Source organism: Chromohalobacter sp. 48-RD10 (assembly GCF_029889785.1).
GTDB lineage: Bacteria > Pseudomonadota > Gammaproteobacteria > Pseudomonadales > Halomonadaceae > Chromohalobacter.
Genome location: NZ_JARANX010000004.1, coordinates 105,636 through 130,801, shown reverse-complemented (window position 1 = coordinate 130,801; position 25,166 = coordinate 105,636). Strand labels below are relative to the sequence as shown.

Sequence of the window (25,166 nt, the reverse complement as noted above, 5' to 3'; positions counted from 1 at the left end):
GTATGACTAGACAGTAGTATGACGAAAAAATTCCTCGCCGCCTACCTCTGTTTCCTACCCGATATCACGCTGACGACACCTTCTTCTCAAGCCTGTCGATCAGGCCGATCAGCGCCACGCGTACCGCTTGGCCCCGTACGACGTCACGCGTGCCCGGCAGATGGTGGCACTCGCGCTCTTGGGCTCGCACATCGCCCCAGGCGAACCATACCGTGCCCACGGGCTTTTCGGGGCTGCCGCCGCCGGGACCGGCGACCCCGCTGATCGCCACACCCAGCGTGGCACCACTGTCTCGACATGCGCCCGCTACCATCTCGCCCACGGTGTCGGCACTGACCGCTCCGTGTTCGGCAAGGGTCACGTCACGTACCCCAAGTAGGCGCTGCTTGGCACTATTGGCATAGGTCACGTAGCCGGTCTCGAAATACGCGGAGCTGCCCGCGATGTCGGTAATGGCACTGGCCACGCCGCCCCCAGTACAGGACTCCGCCGCCGTCACGCTGGCATTCGCCGCGAGACAGGCACGCCCCAGGCGCTCGGCCAATGCCTCGAGCGAAAAGGCTTGCCAGGCCGTCAAATTCACCGCCATGTCGCGTCTCCCAATTGCCATCCTAAGCAGCGCCACTGACGCCGCCCACCCGAATGCGTAGAATAGAGGCTTTGGCGAACATTTGCAGGCTATCCAGCGCCGCGCTCCGTCGCCTTCTTCCATTTGGCAACATCAGCCACCGGCACGACAAGGATTCGCATGAGCCAGGCCTCTGCCCAGCATACCCCGATGATGGTCCAGTACCTGAAGGTCAAGCGCGAGCATCCCGAGGTGCTGCTCTTTTATCGCATGGGCGATTTCTACGAGCTGTTTTATGAAGACGCCAAGCGCGCCGCGCAACTGCTCGACATCACCCTGACCCAGCGCGGCCAATCGGCGGGCAAACCGATTCCCATGGCCGGTGTGCCGTATCATAGCGCCGAAGGCTATCTGGCGCGGCTGGTCAAATCCGGGGAATCGGTGGCCATCTGCGAGCAGATGAGCGACCCCAGCACGGCCAAGGGTCCCGTGGATCGGCAGGTCGTGCGCATCGTCACGCCCGGCACCCTGCACGATGAAGCCTTGCTCGACGCGCGCCGCGACAATCTCGTGCTTGCTGTGCATCCTCACGGCGAACGCTGGGGCATGGCCTGGCTGGAGCTCTCAAGCGGCCATTTCAGCGTGCTCGAAGTCGATGGCGAGAGCGACCTGCTGTCCGAGATCCAGCGCCTCGACCCCGCCGAACTGCTCGCCGCAGAGAGTCTTTCGCTACCACCTGCCCTCGCCGAGCGTCCCGGCTTTCGCCGCCAGGGCGACTGGCTGTTCGACCTGGAGAGCGCTCAGCGCTTGCTATGCGATCAATTCGGTGTAGCCGACTTGCGCGGCTTCGGCTGCGCGCATCTCACCACCGCGCTGACCGCCGCTGGCGTGCTCATCGACTACGCCCGCGACACCCAGCGCTCGCGCCTTCCCCACGTCACCGGGATCGCCGTGGAGAACCGCGACGAGGCAGTGGTAATCGACGCCGCCAGTCGTCGCAATCTCGAGATCGACATCAACCTCGGCGGCGGCTTCGAAAATACGCTGGCCAGCGTGTTGGACACCACCGCTACGGCCATGGGCTCGCGTCAGTTGAAGCGCTGGCTAAACCGGCCGCTGCGCGACACCCCCCAGGTCCAGGCACGTCAGGCGGCGGTACAGTGCCTCATCGACGACGACCGTTATGCGGCCCTGCGCGAGCCGCTCAAGGCAATCGGTGACATCGAGCGCATACTTGCCCGCGTGGCTCTCTACAGTGCTCGACCCCGCGACCTGGCACGCCTGCGCGATGCCCTCAACGCCTTACCTGCGCTGGAGCAGGATCTTGCTGAGCTCGACGACGGCAACGCCATCGACGAGCTCAAGCACCATATCCGACCATACCCCGAGCTGGCCGAGACACTGACTCGTGCCTTGGTCGACAACCCGCCCGTAGTGATCCGCGACGGTGGAGTAATCGCCACAGGTTTCGACGAGGAGCTCGACGAATACCGTGGCCTGGCCGAGCATGCCGGCGACTACCTGGTCGAGCTCGAGACTCGCGAGCGCGAACGCACCGGTCTGGCCGGCCTCAAGGTCGGCTATAACCGCGTCCACGGTTACTTCATCGAGATTCCGCGCGCCCAGGCTCGCGAAGCGCCGGCCGAGTATATTCGTCGCCAAACGCTGAAAAACGCCGAACGCTTCATCATCCCCGAGCTCAAGGAATTCGAAGACAAGGCACTCTCGGCCAAGTCGCGCTCATTGGCCCGCGAAAAACTGCTCTACGACGGATTGCTGGAAACACTCAACGTCGACCTGCAAGCATTGCAGGACACGGCACGCGCTCTGGCGACCCTCGATGTGCTGGCATGTTTCGCCGAACGCGCCCTGGCGCTGGATTTCGTGCGCCCCCGGCTAAGCGATCAGCCCGGCCTGCGCATTCATGGAGGTCGCCATCCTGTGGTCGAGCATGTCAGCGACCATCCGTTCGTGCCCAATGACTTGATGCTCGACGAAACGCGACGCTTGCTGGTCATCACCGGGCCCAACATGGGCGGGAAATCTACCTACATGCGCCAGGCGGCCTTGATCGCTCTGCTCGCGCATACCGGAAGCTGCGTGCCCGCCGACGATGCCGAAATCGGCCCCGTGGATCGTATCTTCACGCGCATCGGCTCCAGCGACGATCTGGCCGGTGGCCGCTCGACTTTCATGGTGGAGATGACCGAAACCGCCACCATCCTGCACAATGCTACCGAGCACAGCCTGGTACTGATGGATGAGATCGGTCGCGGCACCAGCACCTTCGATGGTCTCTCGCTGGCCTGGGCCAGCGCCGAACATCTGGTCGAACGGCGCGCGTTCACGCTCTTTGCCACGCACTATTTCGAAATGACCGCTCTGACGGAACCCTACGACGGCGTGGTCAACGTGCATCTGACGGCCGCCGAACACCAGGACGGCATCGTCTTCATGCACCGTGTCGAGGAAGGGCCCGCGAGCCAGAGCTACGGCCTGCAGGTCGCGCAGCTCGCTGGCGTGCCGCCGCGCGTAGTGGCCCGAGCACGCGAGAAGCTCGCCACCCTGGAGCAGCAGGAAGTCCATCAAGCCAACACACGTGGCGGGGTGCACGAGGGCGACGCGCCCAAACCGCAACAAGCAGATCTTTTCGCCAGTGCGCCGCATCCAGTCGTCGAGGCCCTGGAAAAGCTCGACCTTGATGACCTTTCCCCACGCCAGGCCATGGCCTTGCTCTATGAATGGCGTGAGCAATGCTGAAGATGCGTTTGGCTATGAGGCCATTCCAAAACGTTTATGGTGCCGGCTTGCCCGCGCGCCGGGCGCGCGACTAAAATGTAGCGCCATTAGAATACGCCATTATAAATCGCCGCCCGTTTATAACCGTACTGTCACTTTTGGGCACTGCCGCGACCGAGATCCAGGAGATCGTCATGACATTCGTCGTCACCGAAAACTGCATTCGCTGCAAATACACCGACTGCGTCGAAGTCTGTCCCGTGGACTGCTTCTACGAAGGGCCTAATTTCCTGGTGATTCATCCCGACGAGTGTATCGACTGCGCGCTGTGCGAGCCCGAATGTCCGGCCGAGGCGATATATTCAGAGGATGAGCTTCCGGAGAATCAGAAAGACTTTACCGAGCTCAACGCCGAGCTTTCCGAAGTCTGGCCCAATATCAGCGAGAAGAAGGATCCTCTGCCCGAAGCAGAGCAGTGGAACGGCAGCGCCGACAAGCTGCAACACCTCGAACGCTGACGCTGGTTGCCAACATCCTCGGCGCGCCACGTAATGCCGGCCTTTCGACAAGGCCGGCTTTTTTGGGTCGCAAGGGCAATGGCAAGACAAAAAAAAGCGGCCCGAAGGCCGCTGCATCCCATACATCCCTGAGCGGCTCCCTCCGCTCGACTCCCGAGGTGCGCTCCATGCCTACCATGGACTCCCTCCACGACAGGCGCACCTTGCTGCATCCCAATCTGCCTCCAGGCAAGCAATGCTTTTGCTCATCCTGTGCATCCACATTGTTACCAAACCTTCTCGTCGCAACAAGCGGGTACATTGACTGCCATCTTTCTTCAGGCAGACATCAACCCAAAAAATTATCTTTAAAAACATAAAGATAATTAATTAGAAAGCGTGTCTATCGCATCGATCATCGGAATTTATCACACATTGAGGGCATTTTTTGTAGGAAATATATTACAAAAAATGGAGATTATGCTTACCCCAAAACACCCACGGCGGCCCTGAAGGCCGCCGTGGGTATCACAACCTAGCCGTCATAGACGTGCGTCAGTCTTGGCCCTTGATCGCAGACAAACCGGGGTAGGCAGCCTGGCCCTCCAGAGACTGCTCGATAACCAGCAAGCGGTTGTACTTGGCCACGCGATCGCTGCGGCACAGCGAGCCGGTCTTGATCTGGCCGGCGGACGTGCCCACGGCCAGATCTGCGATGGTGGTGTCCTCGGTCTCGCCGCTACGATGCGAGATGACCGCCGTGAAGCCGGCATTCTGCGCCATTTTGATGGCATCCAGCGTCTCGGAGAGCGAGCCGATCTGGTTGAACTTGATCAGGATGGAGTTACCGATATGCTCGTCGATCCCGCGCTTCAAGATCCGCGTGTTGGTGACGAACAAGTCATCGCCGACCAGTTGCACCTTGTTGCCCAGTTTATCGGTCAGGGCTTTCCAGCCCTCCCAATCGGACTCGTCCATGCCATCCTCGATGGAGACGACCGGGTATTGATCGCATAGCGCTGCGAGATAGTCGACGAAGTCTGCCGCGTCGTAGGACTTGCCTTCGCCCGAGAGGTTGTACTGCCCATCCTGGTAGAACTCCGAGGAGGCACAATCCAGCGCCAGTGTCACGTCCTTGCCCAAGGTGTAGCCAGCCTTTTCCACGGCTTCCTGGATCACCGCCAACGCCTCGACATTGGAGGCCAGGTTCGGAGCGAAACCGCCTTCGTCGCCCACCGAGGTCGACAGACCGCGCGCGGCGAGCACCTTCTTCAGGGTATGGAAGGTTTCGGCACCCATGCGCAGCGCTTCACGGAAGTCGGGCGCGCCGACCGGCTGAATCATGAATTCCTGAATGTCGACGTTGTTGTCGGCATGCTCGCCACCATTGAGGATATTCATCATCGGCACCGGCATGCGGAACTGTCCCGGCTGGCCGTACAGCTCGGCGATGTGCGCGTAGAGCGGCACGCCCTTTTCGGTGGCAGCGGCCTTGGCGGCGGCAAGCGACACGGCGAGGATGGCGTTGGCGCCGAGCCCCTCCTTGTTATCGGTGCCATCCAACTCGAGCATGGCGTTATCCAGACCGCGCTGATCGAGCGCGTCCTTACCCACCAAGGCGTCGCGAATCTTGCCGTTGACGGCCTCGACCGCCTTGAGCACGCCCTTGCCAAGGTAGCGCGACTTGTCGCCGTCACGCAGCTCCAGTGCCTCGCGAGAGCCCGTGGAGGCGCCGCTCGGCGCGCACGCCGTGCCACGCACACCATTCGCCAGCACTACATCAGCCTGAACGGTTGGATTGCCGCGGGAGTCCAGCACCTCGAGAGCGTGGATATCTTTGATCTCAGCCATTGCGAGTCATCCTCGTGTTAACGATGGGTCGTTTCAGCATATCGAGAGGGTAGCGGTCACGTTGACCGCTACGGGCGGCTCCGCTCGTCGTGTACTCGACTATTGCATTCGTCGGCGTCTCAGTCGATCTCCAGGGGTGTAAAACCCTTGACCATGTCGTCGATCGACTTGAGTTGGCTCAAGAAGCCTTCTAGGCGATTCAAGGGCAAGGCACAGGGGCCGTCACACTTGGCATTATCGGGATCGGGGTGCGCCTCGAGGAACAGCCCTGCCAGCCCCACGGCGGCACCTGCACGCGCCAGCTCGGCGATCTGCGTACGACGCCCGTCGGCGCTATCGGCGCGACCACCGGGTTGCTGCAGCGCATGGGTGACATCGAAGAACACCGGATAGCCCGTCTTTTTCATTTCACCCAAGCCCAGCATGTCGACCACCAGGTTGTTGTAGCCGAAGCTCGAGCCGCGCTCGCAGAGTATCAGCCGCGAGTTGCCGGCCTCCTCGCACTTGCGAATGATATGACGCATCTCGTGCGGGGCGATGAACTGCGGCTTCTTTATGTTGATCGCCGCACCGGTCTCTGCCAATGCCACCACCAGATCGGTCTGGCGGGCCAGGAAGGCCGGCAACTGAATGACATCCGCCACTTCGGCCACCGGCTTGGCCTGCCAGGGTTCGTGTACGTCGGTGATCACCGGCACGCCAAAGCGTGATTTGATCTCGTCTAGCCATTCGAGGCCTTTTTCCAGACCCGGGCCACGATAAGAGTGGATCGAGCTGCGATTGGCCTTGTCGAAGCTCGACTTGAAGACATAAGGAATGCCCAGGCGTCGCGTCACCTCGACATAGGCCTCGGCGACTTCCAGAGCCATCTCGCGGGACTCGAGCACGTTCATGCCGCCGAACAGCGTCAGCGGCAATGAATTGCCGGCACTCAGGCCGGCAAACTCGATCTGTTTGGATGTCTCGGCCATGGTGCCTCCTCAGCTCTGCTGTTGTGCACGCGCCCGGGCAACCGCAGCCTTGTTCTCCAGCGCGGCGTTGATGAAGCCGGAGAACAGCGGATGCCCATCGCGCGGGGTGGAGGTGAACTCCGGATGGAACTGGCACGCTACATACCACGGGTGATCGGATAGCTCGATCATCTCGACCAGAGAGTGGTCGGCGCTCTTGCCGGAAATCACCAGGCCAGCGTCTTGCAGGGCCTCGACGAACTGGTTGTTGACCTCGAAGCGATGGCGATGGCGTTCGGTGATGTCTTCCAGACCATAGGCCGCGTGCGCCCGAGTCCCCTGTGTGAGGTGGCACACCTGGCCGCCGAGCCGCATGGTGCCGCCCAGGTCGGACGCCGCATCACGCAGTTCGATCTTGCCCTCGGGCGTGACCCATTCGGTAATCAGCCCCACCACCGGATGCTGCGTGTCGTGGGTGAACTCGGTGGAATTGGCATCCGCCCAACCCGCGACATGGCGCGCATATTCGATGACCGCTACTTGCATGCCCAGACAGATGCCCAGGTACGGCACTTTATTTTCGCGGGCATAACGGGCGGTGGCGACCTTGCCTTCCACGCCACGCTCGCCAAAGCCACCGGGTACCAGAATGGCGTCCTTGCCGGCGAGGCGTTCAGTACCGTGACGTTCGATGTCTTCGGAGTCGATATAGTCGATGTTGACCTTGACTCGTCCTTGAATACCAGCATGGATCAACGCCTCGTTGAGCGACTTGTAGGCGTCGAGCAACTCCATGTACTTGCCGACCATGGCGATGTTAACCGACTTCAGCGGGTTCAGCTTGGCGTCCAGAACGTGCACCCATTCGCCAAGATCGACGTCGTCGGCCTCGAGGCGTAGCTTGTCGCAGATGATGTCGTCCAGGCCATGCTCATGCAGCATCAGCGGGATGCGATAGATGGTATCGGCATCCTGCAGCGGTACCACCGCGCGCTCCTCGACGTTGGTGAACAACGCGATTTTGCGCCGCTCGCTTTCCTCGAGCTCGACTTCGCTACGGCAGATGAGGATATCCGGCTGGATACCGATGGAGCGCAGTTCCTTGACGCTGTGCTGGGTCGGCTTGGTCTTGGTCTCGCCAGCGGTCTTGATGTAAGGCACCAGAGTAAGGTGCATGAAGAGTGCCTGGCTGGCGCCCTTCTCGCTACGGATCTGACGCGTCGCCTCGAGAAACGGCAGTGATTCTATATCGCCCACCGTGCCGCCGATTTCCACCAGCGCGACATCGAATCCATCGCCGCCCTCATAGACTCGGCGCTTGATCTCGTCGGTGATATGCGGAATCACCTGCACGGTCCCACCCAGATAATCGCCGCGGCGCTCCTTGCGCAGTACGTGCTCGTAGACGCGCCCGGTGGTGAAGTTGTTGCTCTGGGTCATCTTGGTGCGGATGAAACGCTCGTAGTGGCCCAAGTCGAGATCGGTTTCGGCGCCATCTTCGGTGACGAACACCTCGCCGTGCTGGAACGGGCTCATCGTGCCGGGATCGACATTGATGTACGGGTCCAGCTTGAGGATGGTGACCTTGAGGCCGCGCGCCTCGAGGATCGCCGCGAGGGAGGCGGAGGCGATGCCCTTGCCGAGTGAGGACACAACACCGCCGGTCACGAAGATATATCGCGTCATGGAAAACCTGTCGAAACGTGATCTGAAGGCCGTGGAGAAAACCGGGCCTGGATGGGACGCCAGAATAGCAGATTCGCCCAGAACGCTCAATTTGAGCTACGAGCTACGAGCTACGAGCTACGAGCTTCGGGCTTCGGGCTTCGGGCTTCGGGCTTCGGGCTTCAGGCTTCGAGCAGAATGATGGCGCCACCCTGCTCGAGGCTCGCAGCCCGTAGCTCGAGGTTTCACACACCGAGGTAGTCGAGAATTCCCTCGCCGGCCTGACGGCCTTCATAGACGGCGGTGACCACCAGGTCGGAGCCACGCACCATGTCGCCACCGGCGAAGACCTTTTCATGGCTGGTCTGGAAGGCGAATCCACCCTGTGCCGGCGCCTTGACGCGACCGCGCTCGTCGAGATCGATGCCCACCGTGTCGAACCAATCGGCGGGATTGGGCTGGAAACCGAAGGCGATGAGCACCGCGTCAGCAGCGAACACTTCCTCCGACCCCGGGACCACCTCGGGGCGTTGGCGCCCATTGGTATCCGGCTCACCGAGACGCGTACGCACCAACTTGACGCCTTCGACCTTGTCCTCGCCGACGATGGCGACCGGCTGACGATTGAACAGGAATTCCACACCCTCCTCGCGGGCATTGGCCACTTCTTTGCGCGATCCCGGCATGTTGTCTTCATCGCGACGATAGGCACAGGTCACACTCGCCGTCCCCTGACGGATCGAGGTACGGTTGCAATCCATCGCCGTGTCACCACCGCCCAGTACTACCACGCGCTGGCCTTCGAGCGACACGTAATCATCGGGGTTCTTCTCGAAGCCCAGGCAGTGATTGACGTTGGCGACCAGGAAATCCAGCGCCTTGTGGACCCCGGGCAGATCTTCGCCGGGGAAGCCACCTTCCATGTACTTGTAGGTGCCCATGCCCATGAACACGGCATCGAATTCGTCGAGCAGCGCCTCATGAGACATATCGCTGCCAATTGCTACGCCCAGGCGGAATTCGATACCCATCTCCTCGAACACCGCGCGGCGACGCTTCATGACATTCTTCTCGAGCTTGAACTCGGGAATGCCGAAGGTCAGCAGCCCACCGATTTCGGGGTGCTTGTCGAATACCACCGGCTTGACGCCATTACGTACCAGAATATCGGCACAGCTCAATCCCGCCGGGCCGGCGCCGATCACCGCAACGCGTTTACCGTTCCACTCGACCTTGGACATGTCCGGGCGCCAGCCCATGGCGAACGCCGTGTCGGTGATGTACTTCTCCACCGAGCCGATGGTCACCGCACCGAAACCGTCGTTCAGCGTGCAGTCACCCTCGCAGAGGCGATCCTGCGGGCACACGCGACCACAGACCTCGGGTAGTGAGTTGGTGCGGTGAGACATCTCCGCCGCTTCGAGGATGTTGCCCTCACTGACCAGCTTCAACCAGTTAGGGATGTAATTGTGGACTGGGCACTTCCACTCGCAATACGGATTGCCGCAATCCAGACAGCGATGCGCTTGGCTGGCTGCCTCGCTGGGCTTGTAAGGCTCGTAGATTTCGGCGAACTCGCGCGCTCGAGCGCTCGCTTCCTTTTTCTGGGGGTCCTGCCGGCCGACATCGATGAACTGGAAATCGTTATTCAGACGGTTTGCCATGATCGTCTCTCCTGTTATTCAGCGAGTAGCAGGCGCTACTCGGGCCGCCGACGGCTCTTGTTCCGGCCACCGACGGCTCTTAATCCGGCTGACGCCGCCTCTTATTCCGGCTGACGCCGCCTCTTATTCCGGCTGACGCCGCCTCTTATTCCGGCTGACGCCGGGACTGGGCCAGCAGACTGTTGAGGTTCGCCGCCTTGGGCTTAACCAGCCAGAAATGGCGGATGAAGTCGGAGAAGTCTTCGAGAATCGCCTGCCCCCGCGCGGAGCCGGTTTCGGTGACGTATTCCTCGATCATTTCCCGCAGGTGGCGCCGATAGGCTTCCATGACCTCGGTGTTGATGCGATGGATCTCGACCAGTTCGTGGTTGTACTTGTCGACGAAGGTGCGATCTTCGTCGAGTACATACGCGAACCCGCCGGTCATGCCTGCGCCGAAGTTGATGCCGGTCTCGCCGAGCACGGCGACCAGGCCGCCGGTCATATATTCGCAGCAGTGATCGCCGGCGCCCTCGATGACCGCATGCACGCCGGAGTTGCGCACCGCGAAGCGCTCGCCCGCCGTGCCCGCCGCGAACAGCTTGCCGCCAGTCGCGCCGTACAGGCAGGTGTTTCCGATGATCGCCGTCTTGTGGCTTTCGAAGCGACTCTCGCGCGGCGGCACGATGACTACCTTGCCACCATTCATGCCCTTGCCGACATAATCGTTGGCATCACCTTCGAGATAGAGCTTCAGGCCACGCGCGTTCCACACCCCGAAGCTCTGCCCGGCCACGCCGGTGAAACGCGTGGTGATCGGCGCGTCTTCAAGCCCGCTCTCGCCGTAGCGTTTGGCGATCTCGCCGGACACCCGCGCCCCCACACTGCGGTCGCAGTTGGTGATCCGCAGGTGGAAATCGCCACCCGACTTGGCCTCGATGGCGGGCAACAGGGCATCCAGCATTTCTTGATTCTTGGCGCCCGGGTCGTGCGGCTCGTTGCGACCGAACTGGCAGAACTGCGGCGCCCCCTCAGGCACATGGTCATTCTGCAACAGCGGCATCAAATCGAGCTTGCGCTGGGACGACGTCTCGCCCTCGAGGATCTCGAGCAGGTCAGTACGCCCGATCAGATCGGTCAACTGGCGCACGCCGAGCAACGCCATCAGCTCGCGGACCTCCTCGGCGATGAAGCGGAAATAGTGCTTGACCATGTCCACGGTGCCGCGGAAATGCTCGTCACGCAGATGCTGATGCTGGGTCGCAACGCCGGTGGCACAGTTATTGAGGTGGCAGATACGCAGGTATTTGCACCCCAACGCCACCATCGGTGCCGTGCCGAAGCCGAAACTCTCGGCGCCGAGAATCGCCGCCTTGACCACATCGAGGCCGGTCTTGAGGCCGCCATCGGTCTGCAGACGAATCTTGTCACGCAGACTGTTGATGCGCAGCGCCTGATGCACCTCGGGCAGGCCCAGCTCCCACGGGCTGCCGGCATGCTTGATCGAGGTCAGCGGACTCGCCGCGGTGCCGCCGTCGTAGCCGGAGACAGTAATCAAATCGGCATAGGCCTTGGCCACGCCGGTGGCGATGGTGCCGATGCCCGGCTCGGAGACCAGCTTGACCGAGACCTGCGCCGCCGGATTGACCTGCTTCAGGTCGAAGATCAACTGCGCCAGATCCTCGATGGAATAGATATCGTGATGCGGCGGCGGTGAGATCAGCGTCACGCCGGGCACCGCATAGCGCAGTCGGGCAATCAGTTCATTGACCTTGCCGCCGGGCAACTGCCCGCCCTCGCCGGGCTTGGCGCCCTGCGCGACCTTGATCTGCAGCACCTCGGCATTGACCAGATAAGCCGGCGTCACGCCGAAGCGCCCAGAGGCGATCTGCTTGATCTTCGAGGAGCGAATGGTCCTGTAGCGTGCCGGATCCTCGCCGCCCTCACCGGAGTTGGAGCGGCCGCCGGTCTCGTTCATGGCTTGCGCCATCGCCTCATGGGCCTCGGGTGACAGCGCGCCGAGCGACATCCCAGCGCTGTCGAAGCGTGGCAGCAGATTCTCGACCGGCTCGACCTCGTCGAGGGGCAACGGCTCAGGGGCCGGCTTGAGCGTAAGCAGGTCGCGGATGGTGGCCACCGAGCGCTCATTGACGGTCTGTGCGAACTGCTTCCACTTAGCGTAGTCGCCACTTTGCACCGCGCTCTGCAACTGCATGACCACGTCCGGGTTGTAGGCGTGGTATTCATGATCATGCACGTACTTCACCAGACCGCCCTGGCGAATCCCCTTGCGCGGGATCCAGGCATCGCGGGCCAGCAGTTCCTGCTGCAGTTGCAGCTCGGCGAATCCGGCGCCTTCGATGCGCGACGCCATGCCGGTGAAGCACATGTCCATGACATCAGAAGACAGCCCCACCGCTTCGAACAACTGCGAACCGCGATAGGAAGCCAGCGTCGAGATCCCCATCTTGGAGAGGATCTTGTAGAGCCCCTTCTGCAGGCCCTTGCGGTAATTCTCGCGGGCGTCCGCCGGGTCGCCGGTCAACTCGCCGGTGTTGTGCATGTCGGCCATGACCTGATAGGCCAGATACGGATACACCGCCGTGGCCCCTACACCAAACAGAACCGCCATCTGGTGCGCGTCACGCGCATAGCCGGTCTCGACCACCAGATTGACGCGCGGCCGCAAGGCCTTGCGGCCCAGGTGATGGTGGATCGCCCCCACTGCCAGCACGGCATGAATCGGCAACTTGCCGCGTTCCAGGTCGGCATCCGAGAGCACCAGAATCACCTTACCCTCGCGAATCGCGTCCTCGGCCCGTTGACACAGCCCAAGCAACGCCTGCTTGAGCGTATCGCGCTCAGGATCGTAACTCAGACTCAGCTTATGGCTGGCGAATGCCGGGTCCTCCTGGGTCACCAAGGCGGTGAACTTGCGCGGCGAGAGCACCGGCGTGGTCAGGATCAGGCGATGCGCGTGTTCGGGGGTCGCCTCGAAGACGTTCAACTCGGCGCCGCAGCAGGTTTCCAGCGACATCACGATCGCTTCACGCAGCGGATCGATGGCCGGATTGGTGACTTGCGCGAACTTCTGACGGAAGTAATCGGTCAGCAAGCGTCCATGACGCGACAGCACCGCCATCGGCGTGTCGTCGCCCATCGAACCAACCGCCTCCTGGCCCCCTTCGGCCAACGGGCGCAACAACTGCTCGCGCTCCTCGAAAGTCACCTGGAACATCTTCTGAAAGACATTGAGTTCATCGTTGGCCATGGGCTGGAAACGCGCCAGCTCGGTCAGCGCCGACTCCAGGTAATGCGCATGCTGCTTCAGCCAGCGACGATAGGGATATGCCGAGCGCAGACGTTCGTCGACGTCAGGCGTATGCAGCACCTCGCCGGTCTGCGTGTCCACGGCGAGGATCTGCCCCGGGCCCACGCGGCCCTTGGCGACGACGTCCTCGGGCTTGTAGTCGTAGACACCAATCTCGGAGGACAAGGTAATGTAGCCGTTCTCGGTGATCACCCAGCGCGCCGGACGCAATCCGTTACGGTCGAGCATGCATACCGCATGGCGACCATCGGTCATCACCAGGCCAGCGGGGCCGTCCCACGGCTCCATGTGCATGGAATTGTATTCATAGAAGGCGCGTAGATCGCCATCCATCGTCTCGACGTTCTGCCACGCCGGCGGCACCATCATGCGAATGGCGTTATAAAGATCCATCCCGCCGGTCAGCAGCACCTCGAGCATGTTGTCCATGCTCGAGGAGTCGGAACCCGAGGTATTGACGATTTCGTCGAGTTCGGTGATTTCCGGCAGCAACGGCGACAGGAAGTTTTCCTTGCGCGCGTTGGCCCAGCCGCGATTGGCCTGGACCGTGTTGATCTCGCCGTTGTGCGCCAAAAAGCGGAAAGGCTGTGCCAGCGGCCAGCGCGGCGCGGTATTGGTGGAAAAACGCTGATGGAAGACGCAGATCGCCGTGTGCAGCCGTTCATCGCCCAGATCCCGATAAAAGGTGGGCAAGTCCGCAGGCATCATCAACCCTTTATAGGAGACCACCTCGGAGGACAACGAGCAGATGTAGAAGTCCTCTTCATCCTTCAACGCTTGCTCGGCATAACGCCGTGCCATGAACAGATCGACATTGAACGCCTGGGTGTCGCGCTCGCCCTCCCCTTCGACGAAGACCTGACGAATGCGCGGCAGGCACTCCAAGGCCATGGGGCCACACACCGAGGCGTCGGTAGGCACTTCACGCCAGCCACTGACACGCAGTCCGCGCGCCAGAAGCTGCGCATCAAGCACCTCCCGCGCATGCGCTTCTCGCGCATCGTCATCAGGCATGAACACACTACCTACGGCAAAGCGCTCACCCAGCACCACACCGAGTTCTTCGCTTGCCACGGCACGCATGAAATCGCTGGGCATCTTGAATAGCAGACCGCAGCCATCGCCGGTCTTGCCGTCGGCGGCAATACCGCCACGGTGGGTCATGCAGGTCAGGGACTCGATCGCGGTCTTGAGCAGGTCATGACTGGCATGTCCTTCCATGTGGGCGATCAAGCCAAAACCGCAGTTGTCACGGAACTCGCCAGGCTGGTGAAGGCCTCTCATCATGGGCGTGCCTCACAAAATTTTGAAACTTGTGTCCAGAAATAATCGTGTTATGCTTATCAGTTATCTTTTATTCTTTTAAGGTCGAAAAGCATGTCATGCGATGACGCATAGGGCGTGAAAAAGGTCGACCAGCATAGCCCCTGCCCACCTCTCAAGCAATTCCACTACCTGCCGTGCTGCCTCAAAGCTGCGCAAAATCGCGGGGTTAGCCACAAAATCTCGCTAAAACCCCTGACATGTCAACGCGTTAGCAAGCTTGCAAGCTTGAGGCTCTAAATACGCGACTTTAGTCTAAGTTTTAACCTTATCTCATGCCGATCCTGCATGAGGCATGCGGATACAAGCATATTGTCGCGCGAAAAACGCCACTGCACAAACGCGGCGAGGCCCTACGCAAAACGCCTGCCGAGAAGGCAGGCGTCGCGGGGGCCGGGTCAGCGGGAGAAGCGAGAGCGTCAGGCGCGAGGGAACTCGCCGAGCAGCGCCTTGAGCATAGCCGGCGGGGTGTCGTCATAGACGCACGCCTCACCCAGGCCGGACAACAGCACCAGGCGCAAGCGGCCGTCGATGTTCTTCTTGTCCAAGCGCATGGCGGCGAGAAAATCATCGGCGCTCATCGCAACAGGCACTGTGACCGGCAAAACGGCATGCGCAATGAGCGTCTCGACACGCGCCACCTCGGCGGCCTCGAGCCACCCCAGACGCTGCGACAGCGTGGCAGCCATCAGCATGCCTGCACCCACGGCCTCACCATGCAGCCAGTTACCATACCCCTGATGCGCTTCGATGGCATGACCGAAGGTGTGCCCCAGATTGAGCAGCGCCCGCTGCCCCTGCTCCGTCTCGTCACGAGCGACGATCTCGGCCTTGATCGCGCAGCTCCTCAGGATTGCCTCGGTGAGCGCCTCGACATCAAGCCCGCGCAGCGCCGACATGTGCGCCTCCAGCCAGGCAAGGAAGTCGGCATCCTGGATCAAGCCATACTTGATGACCTCGGCGAGTCCTGCGGAGAGCTCGCGGTCCGGTAGCGTGGCCAGCGTATCGGTGTCTATCAAGACCGCACGCGGCTGCCAGAAGGCACCGATCATGTTCTTGCCACGCGGGTGGTTGACACCGGTCTTGCCGCCCACCGAGGAATCCACCTGCGACAGCAGGGTAGTGGGTATCTGCACGAAAGCTACACCGCGCTGATAGCACGCCGCTGCGTAACCTGCCATGTCGCCGATCACACCGCCCCCGAGCGCGACCAACGTGCAACGACGATTGAACCCCTCCGCCAACAGTGCATCCCAGATGCGCTCGACACTGGCCGACGTCTTGGTGTGCTCGCCATCGGGCAGAACCACCTCGTGCACGTCGTGGCCATCGCCGCTCAGCGTGCGCTTGAGGCGCTCGAGATACAGCGGCGCCACCGTCTCGTTGGTGACGATCATCACCTGACGCCCGGCCAGGTATGGCACCAGCATATCCGGCGCGTCGAGCAACCCCGGCCCCACATGGATGGGATAGCGCCGGGCGTCGAGTTCGACATGCAGACGTTGATACGGCAATGCGGATGAAGCGGTCATGATCAAGCCTTTAGATCGAGTGGATCGGACAAACGCTTGGTGCGACGAATGATCTCGTTGACCACCGTCTTGGGGCCGCGCCGATCGGTGCGTACCGTCAAGTCGGCGGTGGCGCGATAAAGCGGGTCACGCTTGGCGAATAGATCGCGTAGCACTTGCTCGGGATTGCCTTGGCGCAACAATGGGCGGTTACGGTCGCGGGCCGTGCGCCGAATCTGCTGTTCGACCGAGGTTGCCAGATACACCACCGCGCCCCGCTCGCGCAGCGCCTGGCGGTTATCCTCGCGCATCACTGCGCCGCCGCCGGTGGCGAGAACAATGGCCTCGCGGCCGGCCAACTCCCGCAGCATGAGAGTTTCACGATCACGAAAGCCGCGCTCGCCCTCGACATCGAAAATCCAGGCAATATTGGCACCGCAGCGCGCTTCGATTTCGTCATCGCTATCGAAAAACTCGCGCTTCAACTCGGCTGCCATCAGGCGTCCGATGGTGCTTTTCCCCGCGCCCATAGGGCCGACGAGAATGATCGTGGGCAGACCCTGCATCAGCGATTCGCCTATTTGTCTCCGATGATCTTGGGGGTAATGAAGATCAACAATTCTACCTTTTCGTTGGATTCCTGGGTATAGCGGAACAACGAACCGATGAACGGCAAATCACCGAGCAGCGGTGTCTTGTAGAGATTGCGCAATTGCTCGGAGGTCAGTATGCCGCCCAGCACCACCGTTTCGCCATCGTTCACCAGCACCTGGGTCTCGATGGAATTGGTATCGATCGCCGGCGCACCGTCGCCGTAACTAGTATCGGAAACGGTATCGTTGTTGATCAGCAAGTCCATGACGATACTGCCGTCGGGGGTGATCTGCGGCGTGGCCTCGAGCGACAGCACGGCCTCCTTGAATTCCACATTGGTCGCCCCGGAGGACGTCGACTCTTGGTAGGGAATCTCCTGGCCTTGCTTGATCACCGCCTTCTTCTGGTTGGCGGTGATGATCTTGGGCTGGGAAATGGTCTGGCTCTTGCCCTCGCTTTCCAGAGCGCGCAATTCCAGGTCGAGCAGCACATCGCCGGAAAGATAACCGAAACTGAATGCCGAGCCGCTGCCGTCGCTATCGCCCAAGTCGACGGACAGACCGGCGGAGGCGCGGTTGGCACCGCTGGGGTTGCGATCGACCACGCTCCCCACGCCATCTTCATCGAAGGTGACACCCTGGCGTTGCGAAACACCCCAGTTGACGCCCAACTCCTGAGAGGCGGTGTCACGGGCAATGACGATACGCGCCTCGATCTGCACCTGGCGCACCGGCACATCGAGTTTGTCGAGCATGTCACGAATACCCGCCAGTTGATCAGGCGTGTCACGCACCAGCAAGGTATTGGTGCGCTCGTCGACCGTCACGCGGCCACGCTCGGAGAGCAGCCCGAACCCTTCGCTGCCACGCAACATCGTAGCCAGGTCGGTGGCCTTGGCGTAACGCACCTGCACGTATTCCATCTTCAACGGCGCCAACTGCTGGGACTGGGCACGATTCTCCAACGTCTGGCGCTCCATCTGCGCCAGCTCATCAGCAGGCGCGACCACGATCACATCCCCCTCGCGACGACTCGCAAGACCATGACTCTTGAGGATCAAATCGAGCGCCTGATCCCACGGCACCTGCGTGAGATTGAGCGTCACGCTGCCCTGGACGCTATCGCTGGCGACGATATTCACCCCACTGAAGTCGGAAAGCACCGATAGTACTTCGCGCACTTGTATGTTCTGGAAATTGAGGCTGACCGGCTCGCCGTCATATTCCTGCGTATCGCCCTCTAACGCACGTGCATCATCATCGCGCGGCTGCACCTCCACGATCAGTTGATCGCCGCGCTGCGTGACCAGATGCTGAAAAGCCTCGCGATTGTCGAGCGTCAGCGTCACACCCTCACCACTGGAGCGTGGCACGATGCGCGACACTGGCGTATCGAAATCGCTGACATCGAGAATACTGTTCAACTCTTTAGGCAGTCGGACACCGGACAACGTGACCGTCAAGGTGTCACCTTCGGTGTCCGTTTCGGGCGTCACGCCACCGTGGTCGAGCGTGACCACCAAGCGCCCACCGCCGTTCGTGCCGCGCCGAAAATCGAGATCGCGGATGCGCGTCAACGCAGCGGAGCGCTCAGCGGCATCTCCGCCCAAGCGCACGCGAAGCTGCTCTCCCTGACGCTGGGTCGAATAAGGCAAGGGCTCATCAAGACCGAATACCAGGCGCGTGCGCTCGCCCGTCTCGGCCACGCGGACTTCCTGCAGGCCGTCACGATCGATACCGAAGCGACGCTGCTCGAGCTGGTTTTTCGTTTCCGGCAGGTCGACGACGAGCTGCGCCGGCGAATCGCTTCGGTAGCTATGCGGCTCGGGTGCCGGACCATCGAACGCCAACCGTGCATCGATTCCGCCATCCCCGCGCTGGGCGAACTCGAGCGATGTCAACGTCGCCGCCTGTGCTTGAGCACAGACGACCAGCCCCACGAGGCAGAGCCCGCCCATCAGCCAGTCGCACAGCGTTCGCATCATGTGGTTCTCCAATACCTGTACATACCGCCATCACTCGGCGGCTTGCGATGAATCGTTGAATTCCAGGGTACGCTGTCGCTGACGCCAGGTGCCGCCCTCGCGCACCTGCTCGACCAGCTCGACGCCGGCGTCCTGAATCGCCGTGACACGTCCGAAATCGGTCCCCAGATAGTGACCTTCGAAAAGACGGTAGACGTTGCCGTCGGGCGCACGGATCAAAGCCGATGACTGACCGCCTACCGTCAAGGTTCCCACCAGCTCGAGTTGTTCCAGCGGAAAGCGTTCCAGGGGCTCACGCGGACGCTGACGGTCTGGGCCATCGCCCTGCGAGGCTGTCACGGCACCTTCCTGCGTGCGGTGCTCGGCCCTGAACGGACTACGCTGCTGGGCCTGCGAATAATGCGCCGTGCGATACACCGGCGCAGGAGGAAGCGACTCGATGCTACCCTCCGGCTGCTGGCGCAGGGCATCCAGGTGCGCGTCCAGCGCAGTCATCTCGGCATCGCGACAACCGCCTAGCAACACCACCCCGACCAGCCCCGCAAGCAGGACACGCCAACGCCGGGAGATCGTCAGCCCTTCAGTCATCGCCACGCCCCTCAGCCTTGGGATCAGTATCTTCGCGATAGCTGTAAGTACGTGCCAGTAGCGACAGGCGCAGCGTATCGCCACCGTCCACCGGCGACAGCGAAAAATCATGCAGGGTGACGATACGCGGCAACGCCGCCACGCTGGCCAGGAAAGCGGCAATGTCGTGATAGCCGCCCCGTACCTGGATATCGAAGGGCTGCTCGATGTAGAAGTCTTGCGGCACCGGCGAGCGCAGCCGGATCGATTCGATGGCGAGACGATGGGCCTGCGCTGCATCGCTGATGTCATCCAGCAGCGCAGGGATCTCTGTGTCGGCGGGCAGCATTTGCAGCAATGCCTGCATGCGCGTGTCGAGCTCCGACATCTGCATGCGCATCTGCTCGAGATTGGCCGCCTGATAAGCGCGGGTTTCGTATTCCTGGAGCAGCTCGCCCTCGCGCCCCTGCAAGCTGGCCAGGGTTGCCTGGCGCGGCGCAGCGACGTACCACTGGGCTACCCAGAAGACGGCCAGAAACAGCGCCACCAGGCATATCGCCTGCAGCAACGCCGGCCACGTACCGGCTTCCTTGAGGTCCAGGTCGCGCCACTCGACCTCGCGCAACTGTCGCCACTGTGAGCGCAGACTCATGGCGCCTCCTCGGCATCACGGCGAGGCGTAAGCGCCTCGACACTGAGGTTGAAACGCTTCAACGTCGCATCGCCGCCACCCGACTGCACATCGGCAAGCGCTGGCGTGCCGAACACAGGCGAGGCATCGAGCTGCCGCAACAGCTCGGACACACGTCGATTGGAATGCGCCAGACCACTGAGTTCGAGCCGGTCCCCCTCCCGCACCAGGCGGTCGTAATGCACGCCGTCGACCAGTGTCGCCGCCAACTGATCGAAGATGCGCACCGTCTGCGGACGGCTGAATTGCAGCTCGCGAATCAGGCCGATCTGTTCGAGCATTCGCCCCCGCAACCCGCGATAGTCCTTGACCGTGTCGATATCCTTTTCCAGCGCCTCCATACGGCGCTCGATCAGGGCCAGGCGACCACGCTCGGCGTCGATCCCCGCCTGATACCAACGCGACACCCCCAAGGCGCACAGCAGTGCCAGTGCCGCCACGCCCACCAGAGCTATGTAAAAGCGCCGCGTGCGCCGTTGTCGATGCGCTTCACGCCACGGCAACAGGTTGATTTCGATACTCATCGCCGCCCCCTCATCGCCAGGCCGCACGCAGTGAGCATCGCCGGTGCATCGCTGGCAAGCGCCTGCACGTCGACGCGTGACGCCACCCGCATACGCTCGAACGGGTTGGCCATCACTACCTTCAGCCCGCTTTGCGCCTCGAGGCGTTCACGCAGCCCCGGAATGACACTCGAACCACCCGCCAGAATCAGGCGCTGGATATCACGCGGCTGTCCCGAGGTATGATAAAGCTGCAGCGAGCGGCCGATTTGCTGAATCAGCATGTCGATGAACGGCGTCACCACCTCATGCCCGTAGTCTTCGGGCAAACCACCGCGTTTCTTGGCCAGTCCCGCCTCTTCGAGGCTCAGGCCGTAGCGCTTTCGGATCTCCTCGGTCAAGTGACGACCGCCCAGCACGTTGTCGCGGGTATAGGCGATGCGCCCGTCGATGAGCACATGGAAGGCGTTCATGTTGGCGCCGATATCGACCAGCGCAGCACACTCTCCCGCCTGGCCAGACGGCGTCTCGTCACGCAGCAGCTCGCTGGCCGCACGCTCCATGGCAAAGGATTCCACGTCGACCGCGGCGGGCTCGAGGCCGGCACGGCGAAGAACGTCGGCAAGATGGTCGACGTCCTGCAGGCGACACGCCACCAGCAAGACATCTTGCTGGTCGGGGTAGCGAGCGTTGAGTCCCACGCGCTGGAAATCGAAGGCGACTTCATTGAGCGGAAACGGGATATGGCGCTCGGATTCGAGCTGAATGCGGGCCTCGACCTCATCGTCGCTGAGGGTCACCGGGTAGGTCAGCGTCTTGGTGATCGTGGCACTGGCGGGCACTGCCGCCACCGCGTGCCGTGAATACGGACGCGCATGCTCGACCGCACGCGTCAACGTCGCGGCCACCTCGTCGAGATCGCGGATGCGCCGCTCCACTACCGCGCCTTCACGCAATGGGCGCACGGCGTAACTGGCGATACGCTGGCCCGCCCCCGCATGATCGAGCTCGATCAATTTGACGGTGGCCGAGGTTATATCCACCCCCACCAGGCCCTGCTGGGATTTTTTAAACCGCCACACTGTCATACCCCTGCAATATTCTTCGGCATGGCGTGGCGCTCGGTATTGTCGTTCATCGAGCCAACCCGCTGCCCCTGTAACGGGCAAGCCGCTTTGTTATCAGCGTGCCACACTATCGTATGAGGCACGCCACATTGCGTAAGGTTACATTATGTATACTGCCGTGACAGTCGATTTGCATCAACGCTAGCCCCCATGCGGCTGCGTTCTTATAATGCCAATGGCAAAGGATTGCACCATTCATTGCGGCCAGACCGCCACCCGAGACGACGGAAAACGCCTTTTCATGAAGCTTTTCAAACGCTTGTTAACGTCCATCCTATGGCTAATTGTGTCTTTGGGGCTGGGCTGCGTACTGGCCATCATCGGCGCCGGTATCTATTTCGCCCCGGGCTTGCCCGATGTTCGTCAATTGCAGGACTTCGAACTGCAGACACCGCTACGCGTTTACACGCGTGACGACAAGCTGATCGGCGAGTTCGGCGATCAACGCCGCATGCCGGTCAGCTACGATGACATTCCCCAATCCTACATCGACGCGCTGTTGGCGGCCGAAGATGCCAGCTTCTTCGAACACCCCGGCATTGACCCCAAAGGGCTTGCTCGCGCGGCGATGGAGCTTGCCACCAGTGGCAACATTCAATCGGGGGGTAGCACCATCACCATGCAGGTAGCGCGTAACTACCTGTTGACGCTGGACCGTACTTTCACGCGCAAGATTCGCGAGATCCTGCTGTCGCTGCAGATGGAACAGGTACTCGACAAGCAGGAAATTCTCGAGCTCTACGTCAACAAGATCTATCTCGGGAATGCCGCCTACGGCATCGGGGCGGCCGCCGAAGGCTACTACGACAAACCGCTTGCTGAGCTCGACTTGCCGCAACTGGCCATGCTCGCCGGCCTGCCCAAGGCCCCCTCGGCGCTCAATCCCCTGAACAACCCCGAGCGCTCGTTGATTCGCCGCAACTGGGTATTGCTGCGCATGCGCGAACTCGGCTTCATCGACCCGATTCAGTACCAGGCCGCCGTCAAGGCCCCGGTCACGGCTCACCGAGCGCATTCGCAGTTCGAAGTCGAGGCTCCCTATGTCGCCGAAATGGCGCGCCAGTATGCCGTGGAACGCTTCGGTGACGATGCCTATACCGACAACTACCAGATCAAGACGACCATCGACAGCCGCATGCAGGCCGACGCGCGCGACGCGTTGGTCAACGGGCTCATCGATTACGATACTCGCCATGGCTGGCGTGGCCCCGAAAAAACCGACATTCCCTCCAGCTTGGTGGAAGCCCAGGACCGCACGGATTCTCAAGGGCTCGAAGAAGAGTTATCCGAATCTCCCGAGGTCATGGAAACCGCACGCCAGGCTGCCAAGAGCAGCGAAGAGTCGGTCGAGGGAATCGACGGGGATGTCAGCAACTGGGTCAAGGTGCTCGACCGCACCTCCCGGCATGGCCCACTGGAGCCGGGTATCGTCGTGGAAACCGAGGGTCGCCAGATGCGCGTCCTGACACGCGAGGATGGCGTGGTAACACTCGGCTGGGACGGGCTAGACTGGGCGCGCACGTACCACAGCGCCGAGTGGCGCGGCGAGACACCGGACAACGCCGAAGCCATCGCCCAGCGTGGCGACCTGATTCGCGTCATGCACACCGAGGATGGCGACTGGCGTCTCTCCCAGGTACCAAGCGCCCAGGCCGCGATCGTCATCATGGATCCTCAAACCGGCGCTATTCGTGGCCTTCAGGGTGGTTTCAGCTTCTCGTCGAGCAAATTCAATCGCGCCATCCAGGCGCAGCGCCAGGCAGGCTCGATCTTCAAACCCTTCATCTATCTCGCCGCACTACACAACGGGATGAACGCCGCCACGATCATCAACGATGCGCCTGTGGTCATGTCCGATGTCGGCGGCGACTGGCGTCCCGAAAACGCCGAGGGCAAATTCCGCGGCCCCACACGATTGCGTGTCGGCCTCTACCAGTCGCGCAACCTGGTCACGATTCGTGTGCTGCAGTCGCTAGGCCTGGATAACACGCTGGAATTCCTGACGAACTTTGGCTTCTCCAAGGACCGGCTGCCACATGGCCTTTCGCTCGCCCTGGGCAGCGCGTCGCTGACACCGCTGGAAATGGCCAATGCCTATGCCGTGCTGGCCAACGGCGGCTTCAAGGTCGCGCCGTGGTATATCCAGTCGGTTACTCATGGCAGCAAGAACGCGTTGGTTGAAGAGGCCAACCCCGTGGTGGCATGCCAGGAGTGCGACCCCGACCAGAAGACCGTCGCACTCGACGGTGAAACCCGCCGCATCGCCGAGCGCGTAGCCACGCCCGAAGAGATGTACATCATCCGCGACATGATGCGTGACGTCATCGAAAAGGGCACGGGACGCGGCGCATTGGATCTCAACCGTCCTGATATCGTCGGCAAGACCGGCACCACCAACGATCAACGTGACGCCTGGTTCTCGGGCTTCAACGACGACCTGGTGGCCACCGTTTGGGTCGGCAAGGACGACAATTCCACGACCGGTGAATACGGCTCGCAAGCCGCCTTGCCGATCTGGAAGTCGTTCATGGGGCAGGCGCTTCAAGGCCAACCCGAAAGCATGCCCTCGCGCCCCGACGATATCGTCAAAGTCCGCATTGATCCCGAGACCGGACTGCGCCTGCATAACGACCAATCGGGCGGCATGCAGGAAATCTTCCGCAAGGACAATCTCCCCGACTACAAGCCGCGTTCGATCCAACCCGAACTCGAGGACAGCAGCGGCTCACAAGGTACCGGCACTTACGATGCCATTTTCTAGTCGACACTCCATGGGTGGCCTTGCAGGCCACCCCCATGAACGCGCCAGCTCCCACGCCACTGACCGACAACCGTTTTTGAAAGGGAGTCCATCATGCTCGTGTCGCGAGACTCGCGATGGCTATTGCTGATCATGCTGTTCGGTTGTGCCATTCCGGTGCACGCCGATCTGTTCTACGCACCGCCTGCACCGCAGGACGATGCCCCCAAGATGAGCGGCGAGGCCGAACTCGGCTATACGCACCTCTCCGGAAACAGTAACAGTCAAACATTGCTCGCCAAGGGACGCCTCACCTGGCTGACGGGTCGCCATACGCATACTCTGCGTGGCGAGACGCGCAGCGTTCAGGAAAACGATGAAACCAGCACCGAGCAGTACCTGCTGGGCGGCCGCGAGCGTTATGAGCTGGAGGGCCCTCACTACCTGTTCGGTTTCGGACGCTGGGAAAAAGATCGTTTCAGCGGTTACGACTTCCAGTTCACAACTATCGGTGGCTATGGCCGCCAGTGGCTCGACGGGCCGACGCACACACTGTCCACGGAATTCGGCCCAGGCTATCGTCACGATGCCTACCAGGACGGCGATGAAGACGATCTGGGCTTGGCCTATGCTGCACTCGACTATCGCTGGAACATCTCGGAAGGCGCCTACTTCGAGCAGGCAGTTTCTGTAGAGGCGGCCGAACCCAACACCACGACGCGCTCGATTTCGTCGCTGACCTCCCAGCTCAATTCGCACCTGGCGCTCAAGATGTCTTTTGAGGTCAAGAACAACACGAATCCACCGGATGGCGCCGAAGCCAACACCGATCGCACTACCTCGATGTCACTGCTCTACAGCTGGTGACACCGACCAACGCAG

The 25,166-nt window shown here is 61.6% G+C and carries 17 protein-coding genes; 4 read left to right on the top strand and 13 right to left on the bottom strand.

Features of this window, described 5'->3' with window-relative positions:
- Window positions 1–64: 64 nt before the first annotated feature.
- Window positions 65–589: a nicotinamide-nucleotide amidohydrolase family protein gene (locus tag OP496_RS06845; protein ID WP_280562767.1), complete on the bottom strand. Its 525-nt coding sequence runs from the start codon at window positions 587–589 to the stop codon at window positions 65–67.
- 159 nt (window positions 590–748) lie between these two features.
- Here OP496_RS06845 and mutS point away from each other — a divergent pair, with 159 nt between their 5' ends.
- A complete protein-coding gene (gene mutS / locus OP496_RS06840) occupies window positions 749–3,328 on the top strand; it encodes a DNA mismatch repair protein MutS (protein WP_280562766.1) in 2,580 nt (859 codons plus the stop codon).
- 173 nt (window positions 3,329–3,501) lie between these two features.
- Complete coding sequence (gene fdxA, locus OP496_RS06835) at window positions 3,502–3,825, top strand: ferredoxin FdxA (protein WP_280562765.1); 324 nt, start codon at window positions 3,502–3,504, stop codon at window positions 3,823–3,825.
- A gap of 534 nt (window positions 3,826–4,359) precedes the next feature.
- On the opposite strand, the gene eno is transcribed toward fdxA, so the two are convergent.
- The 12 genes from eno to pilM form a co-directional block, all read right to left on the bottom strand.
- Window positions 4,360–5,655, bottom strand: a complete 1,296-nt coding sequence (gene eno, locus OP496_RS06830) for a phosphopyruvate hydratase (protein WP_280562764.1) — start codon at window positions 5,653–5,655, stop codon at window positions 4,360–4,362.
- A 119-nt stretch (window positions 5,656–5,774) separates the two neighbouring features.
- Window positions 5,775–6,626 carry a 3-deoxy-8-phosphooctulonate synthase gene (kdsA, locus tag OP496_RS06825; protein ID WP_280562763.1) on the bottom strand — a complete coding sequence of 284 codons (852 nt, stop codon included), beginning with the start codon at window positions 6,624–6,626 and terminating at the stop codon, window positions 5,775–5,777.
- A 9-nt stretch (window positions 6,627–6,635) separates the two neighbouring features.
- A complete protein-coding gene (locus tag OP496_RS06820) occupies window positions 6,636–8,291 on the bottom strand; it encodes a CTP synthase (protein ID WP_280562762.1) in 1,656 nt (551 codons plus the stop codon).
- Window positions 8,292–8,515: 224 nt separating this feature from the next.
- Window positions 8,516–9,934, bottom strand: a complete 1,419-nt coding sequence (locus OP496_RS06815; protein WP_280562761.1) for an FAD-dependent oxidoreductase — start codon at window positions 9,932–9,934, stop codon at window positions 8,516–8,518.
- Window positions 9,935–10,079: 145 nt separating this feature from the next.
- Window positions 10,080–14,531 (bottom strand): glutamate synthase large subunit, encoded by a 4,452-nt coding sequence (gene gltB / locus OP496_RS06810; RefSeq protein WP_280562760.1) that lies wholly within the window; start codon window positions 14,529–14,531, stop codon window positions 10,080–10,082.
- 455 nt (window positions 14,532–14,986) lie between these two features.
- Complete coding sequence (aroB, locus tag OP496_RS06805) at window positions 14,987–16,099, bottom strand: 3-dehydroquinate synthase (protein ID WP_280562758.1); 1,113 nt, start codon at window positions 16,097–16,099, stop codon at window positions 14,987–14,989.
- Between the two features lie 2 nt (window positions 16,100–16,101).
- On the bottom strand, window positions 16,102–16,644 hold the full coding sequence (gene aroK, locus OP496_RS06800) for a shikimate kinase AroK (RefSeq protein ID WP_280562757.1): 543 nt from the start codon (window positions 16,642–16,644) through the stop codon (window positions 16,102–16,104).
- An 11-nt stretch (window positions 16,645–16,655) separates the two neighbouring features.
- The gene (gene pilQ, locus OP496_RS06795) at window positions 16,656–18,656 is read right to left on the bottom strand and encodes a type IV pilus secretin PilQ (protein WP_280562756.1); all 2,001 of its coding nucleotides are present in this window, start codon (window positions 18,654–18,656) and stop codon (window positions 16,656–16,658) included.
- A gap of 30 nt (window positions 18,657–18,686) precedes the next feature.
- Window positions 18,687–19,244: a pilus assembly protein PilP gene (locus OP496_RS06790; protein ID WP_280562755.1), complete on the bottom strand. Its 558-nt coding sequence runs from the start codon at window positions 19,242–19,244 to the stop codon at window positions 18,687–18,689.
- Window positions 19,237–19,875, bottom strand: a complete 639-nt coding sequence (locus tag OP496_RS06785; RefSeq protein ID WP_280562754.1) for a type 4a pilus biogenesis protein PilO — start codon at window positions 19,873–19,875, stop codon at window positions 19,237–19,239. The genes OP496_RS06790 and OP496_RS06785 overlap by 8 nt, the downstream gene beginning before the upstream one ends.
- Window positions 19,872–20,438: a PilN domain-containing protein gene (locus OP496_RS06780; protein WP_280562753.1), complete on the bottom strand. Its 567-nt coding sequence runs from the start codon at window positions 20,436–20,438 to the stop codon at window positions 19,872–19,874. Before OP496_RS06780 ends, OP496_RS06785 begins: the two co-directional genes overlap by 4 nt.
- Window positions 20,435–21,505: a type IV pilus assembly protein PilM gene (pilM, locus tag OP496_RS06775; RefSeq protein ID WP_280562751.1), complete on the bottom strand. Its 1,071-nt coding sequence runs from the start codon at window positions 21,503–21,505 to the stop codon at window positions 20,435–20,437. The genes OP496_RS06780 and pilM overlap by 4 nt, the downstream gene beginning before the upstream one ends.
- 280 nt (window positions 21,506–21,785) lie before the next feature.
- Between pilM and OP496_RS06770 the strand changes: the two genes are divergently transcribed.
- Both OP496_RS06770 and OP496_RS06765 read left to right on the top strand, forming a co-directional pair.
- Window positions 21,786–24,305: a penicillin-binding protein 1A gene (locus OP496_RS06770; RefSeq protein WP_280562750.1), complete on the top strand. Its 2,520-nt coding sequence runs from the start codon at window positions 21,786–21,788 to the stop codon at window positions 24,303–24,305.
- A 93-nt stretch (window positions 24,306–24,398) separates the two neighbouring features.
- Window positions 24,399–25,151 (top strand): DUF481 domain-containing protein, encoded by a 753-nt coding sequence (locus tag OP496_RS06765; protein ID WP_280562749.1) that lies wholly within the window; start codon window positions 24,399–24,401, stop codon window positions 25,149–25,151.
- Window positions 25,152–25,166: the final 15 nt, after the last annotated feature.

Excerpts from the sequence above, each read along its gene's own strand:
- OP496_RS06845 (WP_280562767.1), bottom strand. The coding sequence starts at position 589 with ATGGCGGTGAATTTGACGGCCTGGCAAGCCTTTTCGCTCGAGGCATTG.
- mutS (WP_280562766.1), top strand. The coding sequence starts at position 749 with ATGAGCCAGGCCTCTGCCCAGCATACCCCGATGATGGTCCAGTACCTG.
- fdxA (WP_280562765.1), top strand. The coding sequence starts at position 3,502 with ATGACATTCGTCGTCACCGAAAACTGCATTCGCTGCAAATACACCGAC.
- eno (WP_280562764.1), bottom strand. The coding sequence starts at position 5,655 with ATGGCTGAGATCAAAGATATCCACGCTCTCGAGGTGCTGGACTCCCGC.
- kdsA (WP_280562763.1), bottom strand. The coding sequence starts at position 6,626 with ATGGCCGAGACATCCAAACAGATCGAGTTTGCCGGCCTGAGTGCCGGC.
- OP496_RS06820 (WP_280562762.1), bottom strand. The coding sequence starts at position 8,291 with ATGACGCGATATATCTTCGTGACCGGCGGTGTTGTGTCCTCACTCGGC.
- OP496_RS06815 (WP_280562761.1), bottom strand. The coding sequence starts at position 9,934 with ATGGCAAACCGTCTGAATAACGATTTCCAGTTCATCGATGTCGGCCGG.
- gltB (WP_280562760.1), bottom strand. The coding sequence starts at position 14,531 with ATGATGAGAGGCCTTCACCAGCCTGGCGAGTTCCGTGACAACTGCGGT.
- aroB (WP_280562758.1), bottom strand. The coding sequence starts at position 16,099 with ATGACCGCTTCATCCGCATTGCCGTATCAACGTCTGCATGTCGAACTC.
- aroK (WP_280562757.1), bottom strand. The coding sequence starts at position 16,644 with ATGCAGGGTCTGCCCACGATCATTCTCGTCGGCCCTATGGGCGCGGGG.
- pilQ (WP_280562756.1), bottom strand. The coding sequence starts at position 18,656 with ATGATGCGAACGCTGTGCGACTGGCTGATGGGCGGGCTCTGCCTCGTG.
- OP496_RS06790 (WP_280562755.1), bottom strand. The coding sequence starts at position 19,244 with ATGACTGAAGGGCTGACGATCTCCCGGCGTTGGCGTGTCCTGCTTGCG.
- OP496_RS06785 (WP_280562754.1), bottom strand. The coding sequence starts at position 19,875 with ATGAGTCTGCGCTCACAGTGGCGACAGTTGCGCGAGGTCGAGTGGCGC.
- OP496_RS06780 (WP_280562753.1), bottom strand. The coding sequence starts at position 20,438 with ATGAGTATCGAAATCAACCTGTTGCCGTGGCGTGAAGCGCATCGACAA.
- pilM (WP_280562751.1), bottom strand. The coding sequence starts at position 21,505 with ATGACAGTGTGGCGGTTTAAAAAATCCCAGCAGGGCCTGGTGGGGGTG.
- OP496_RS06770 (WP_280562750.1), top strand. The coding sequence starts at position 21,786 with ATGAAGCTTTTCAAACGCTTGTTAACGTCCATCCTATGGCTAATTGTG.
- OP496_RS06765 (WP_280562749.1), top strand. The coding sequence starts at position 24,399 with ATGCTCGTGTCGCGAGACTCGCGATGGCTATTGCTGATCATGCTGTTC.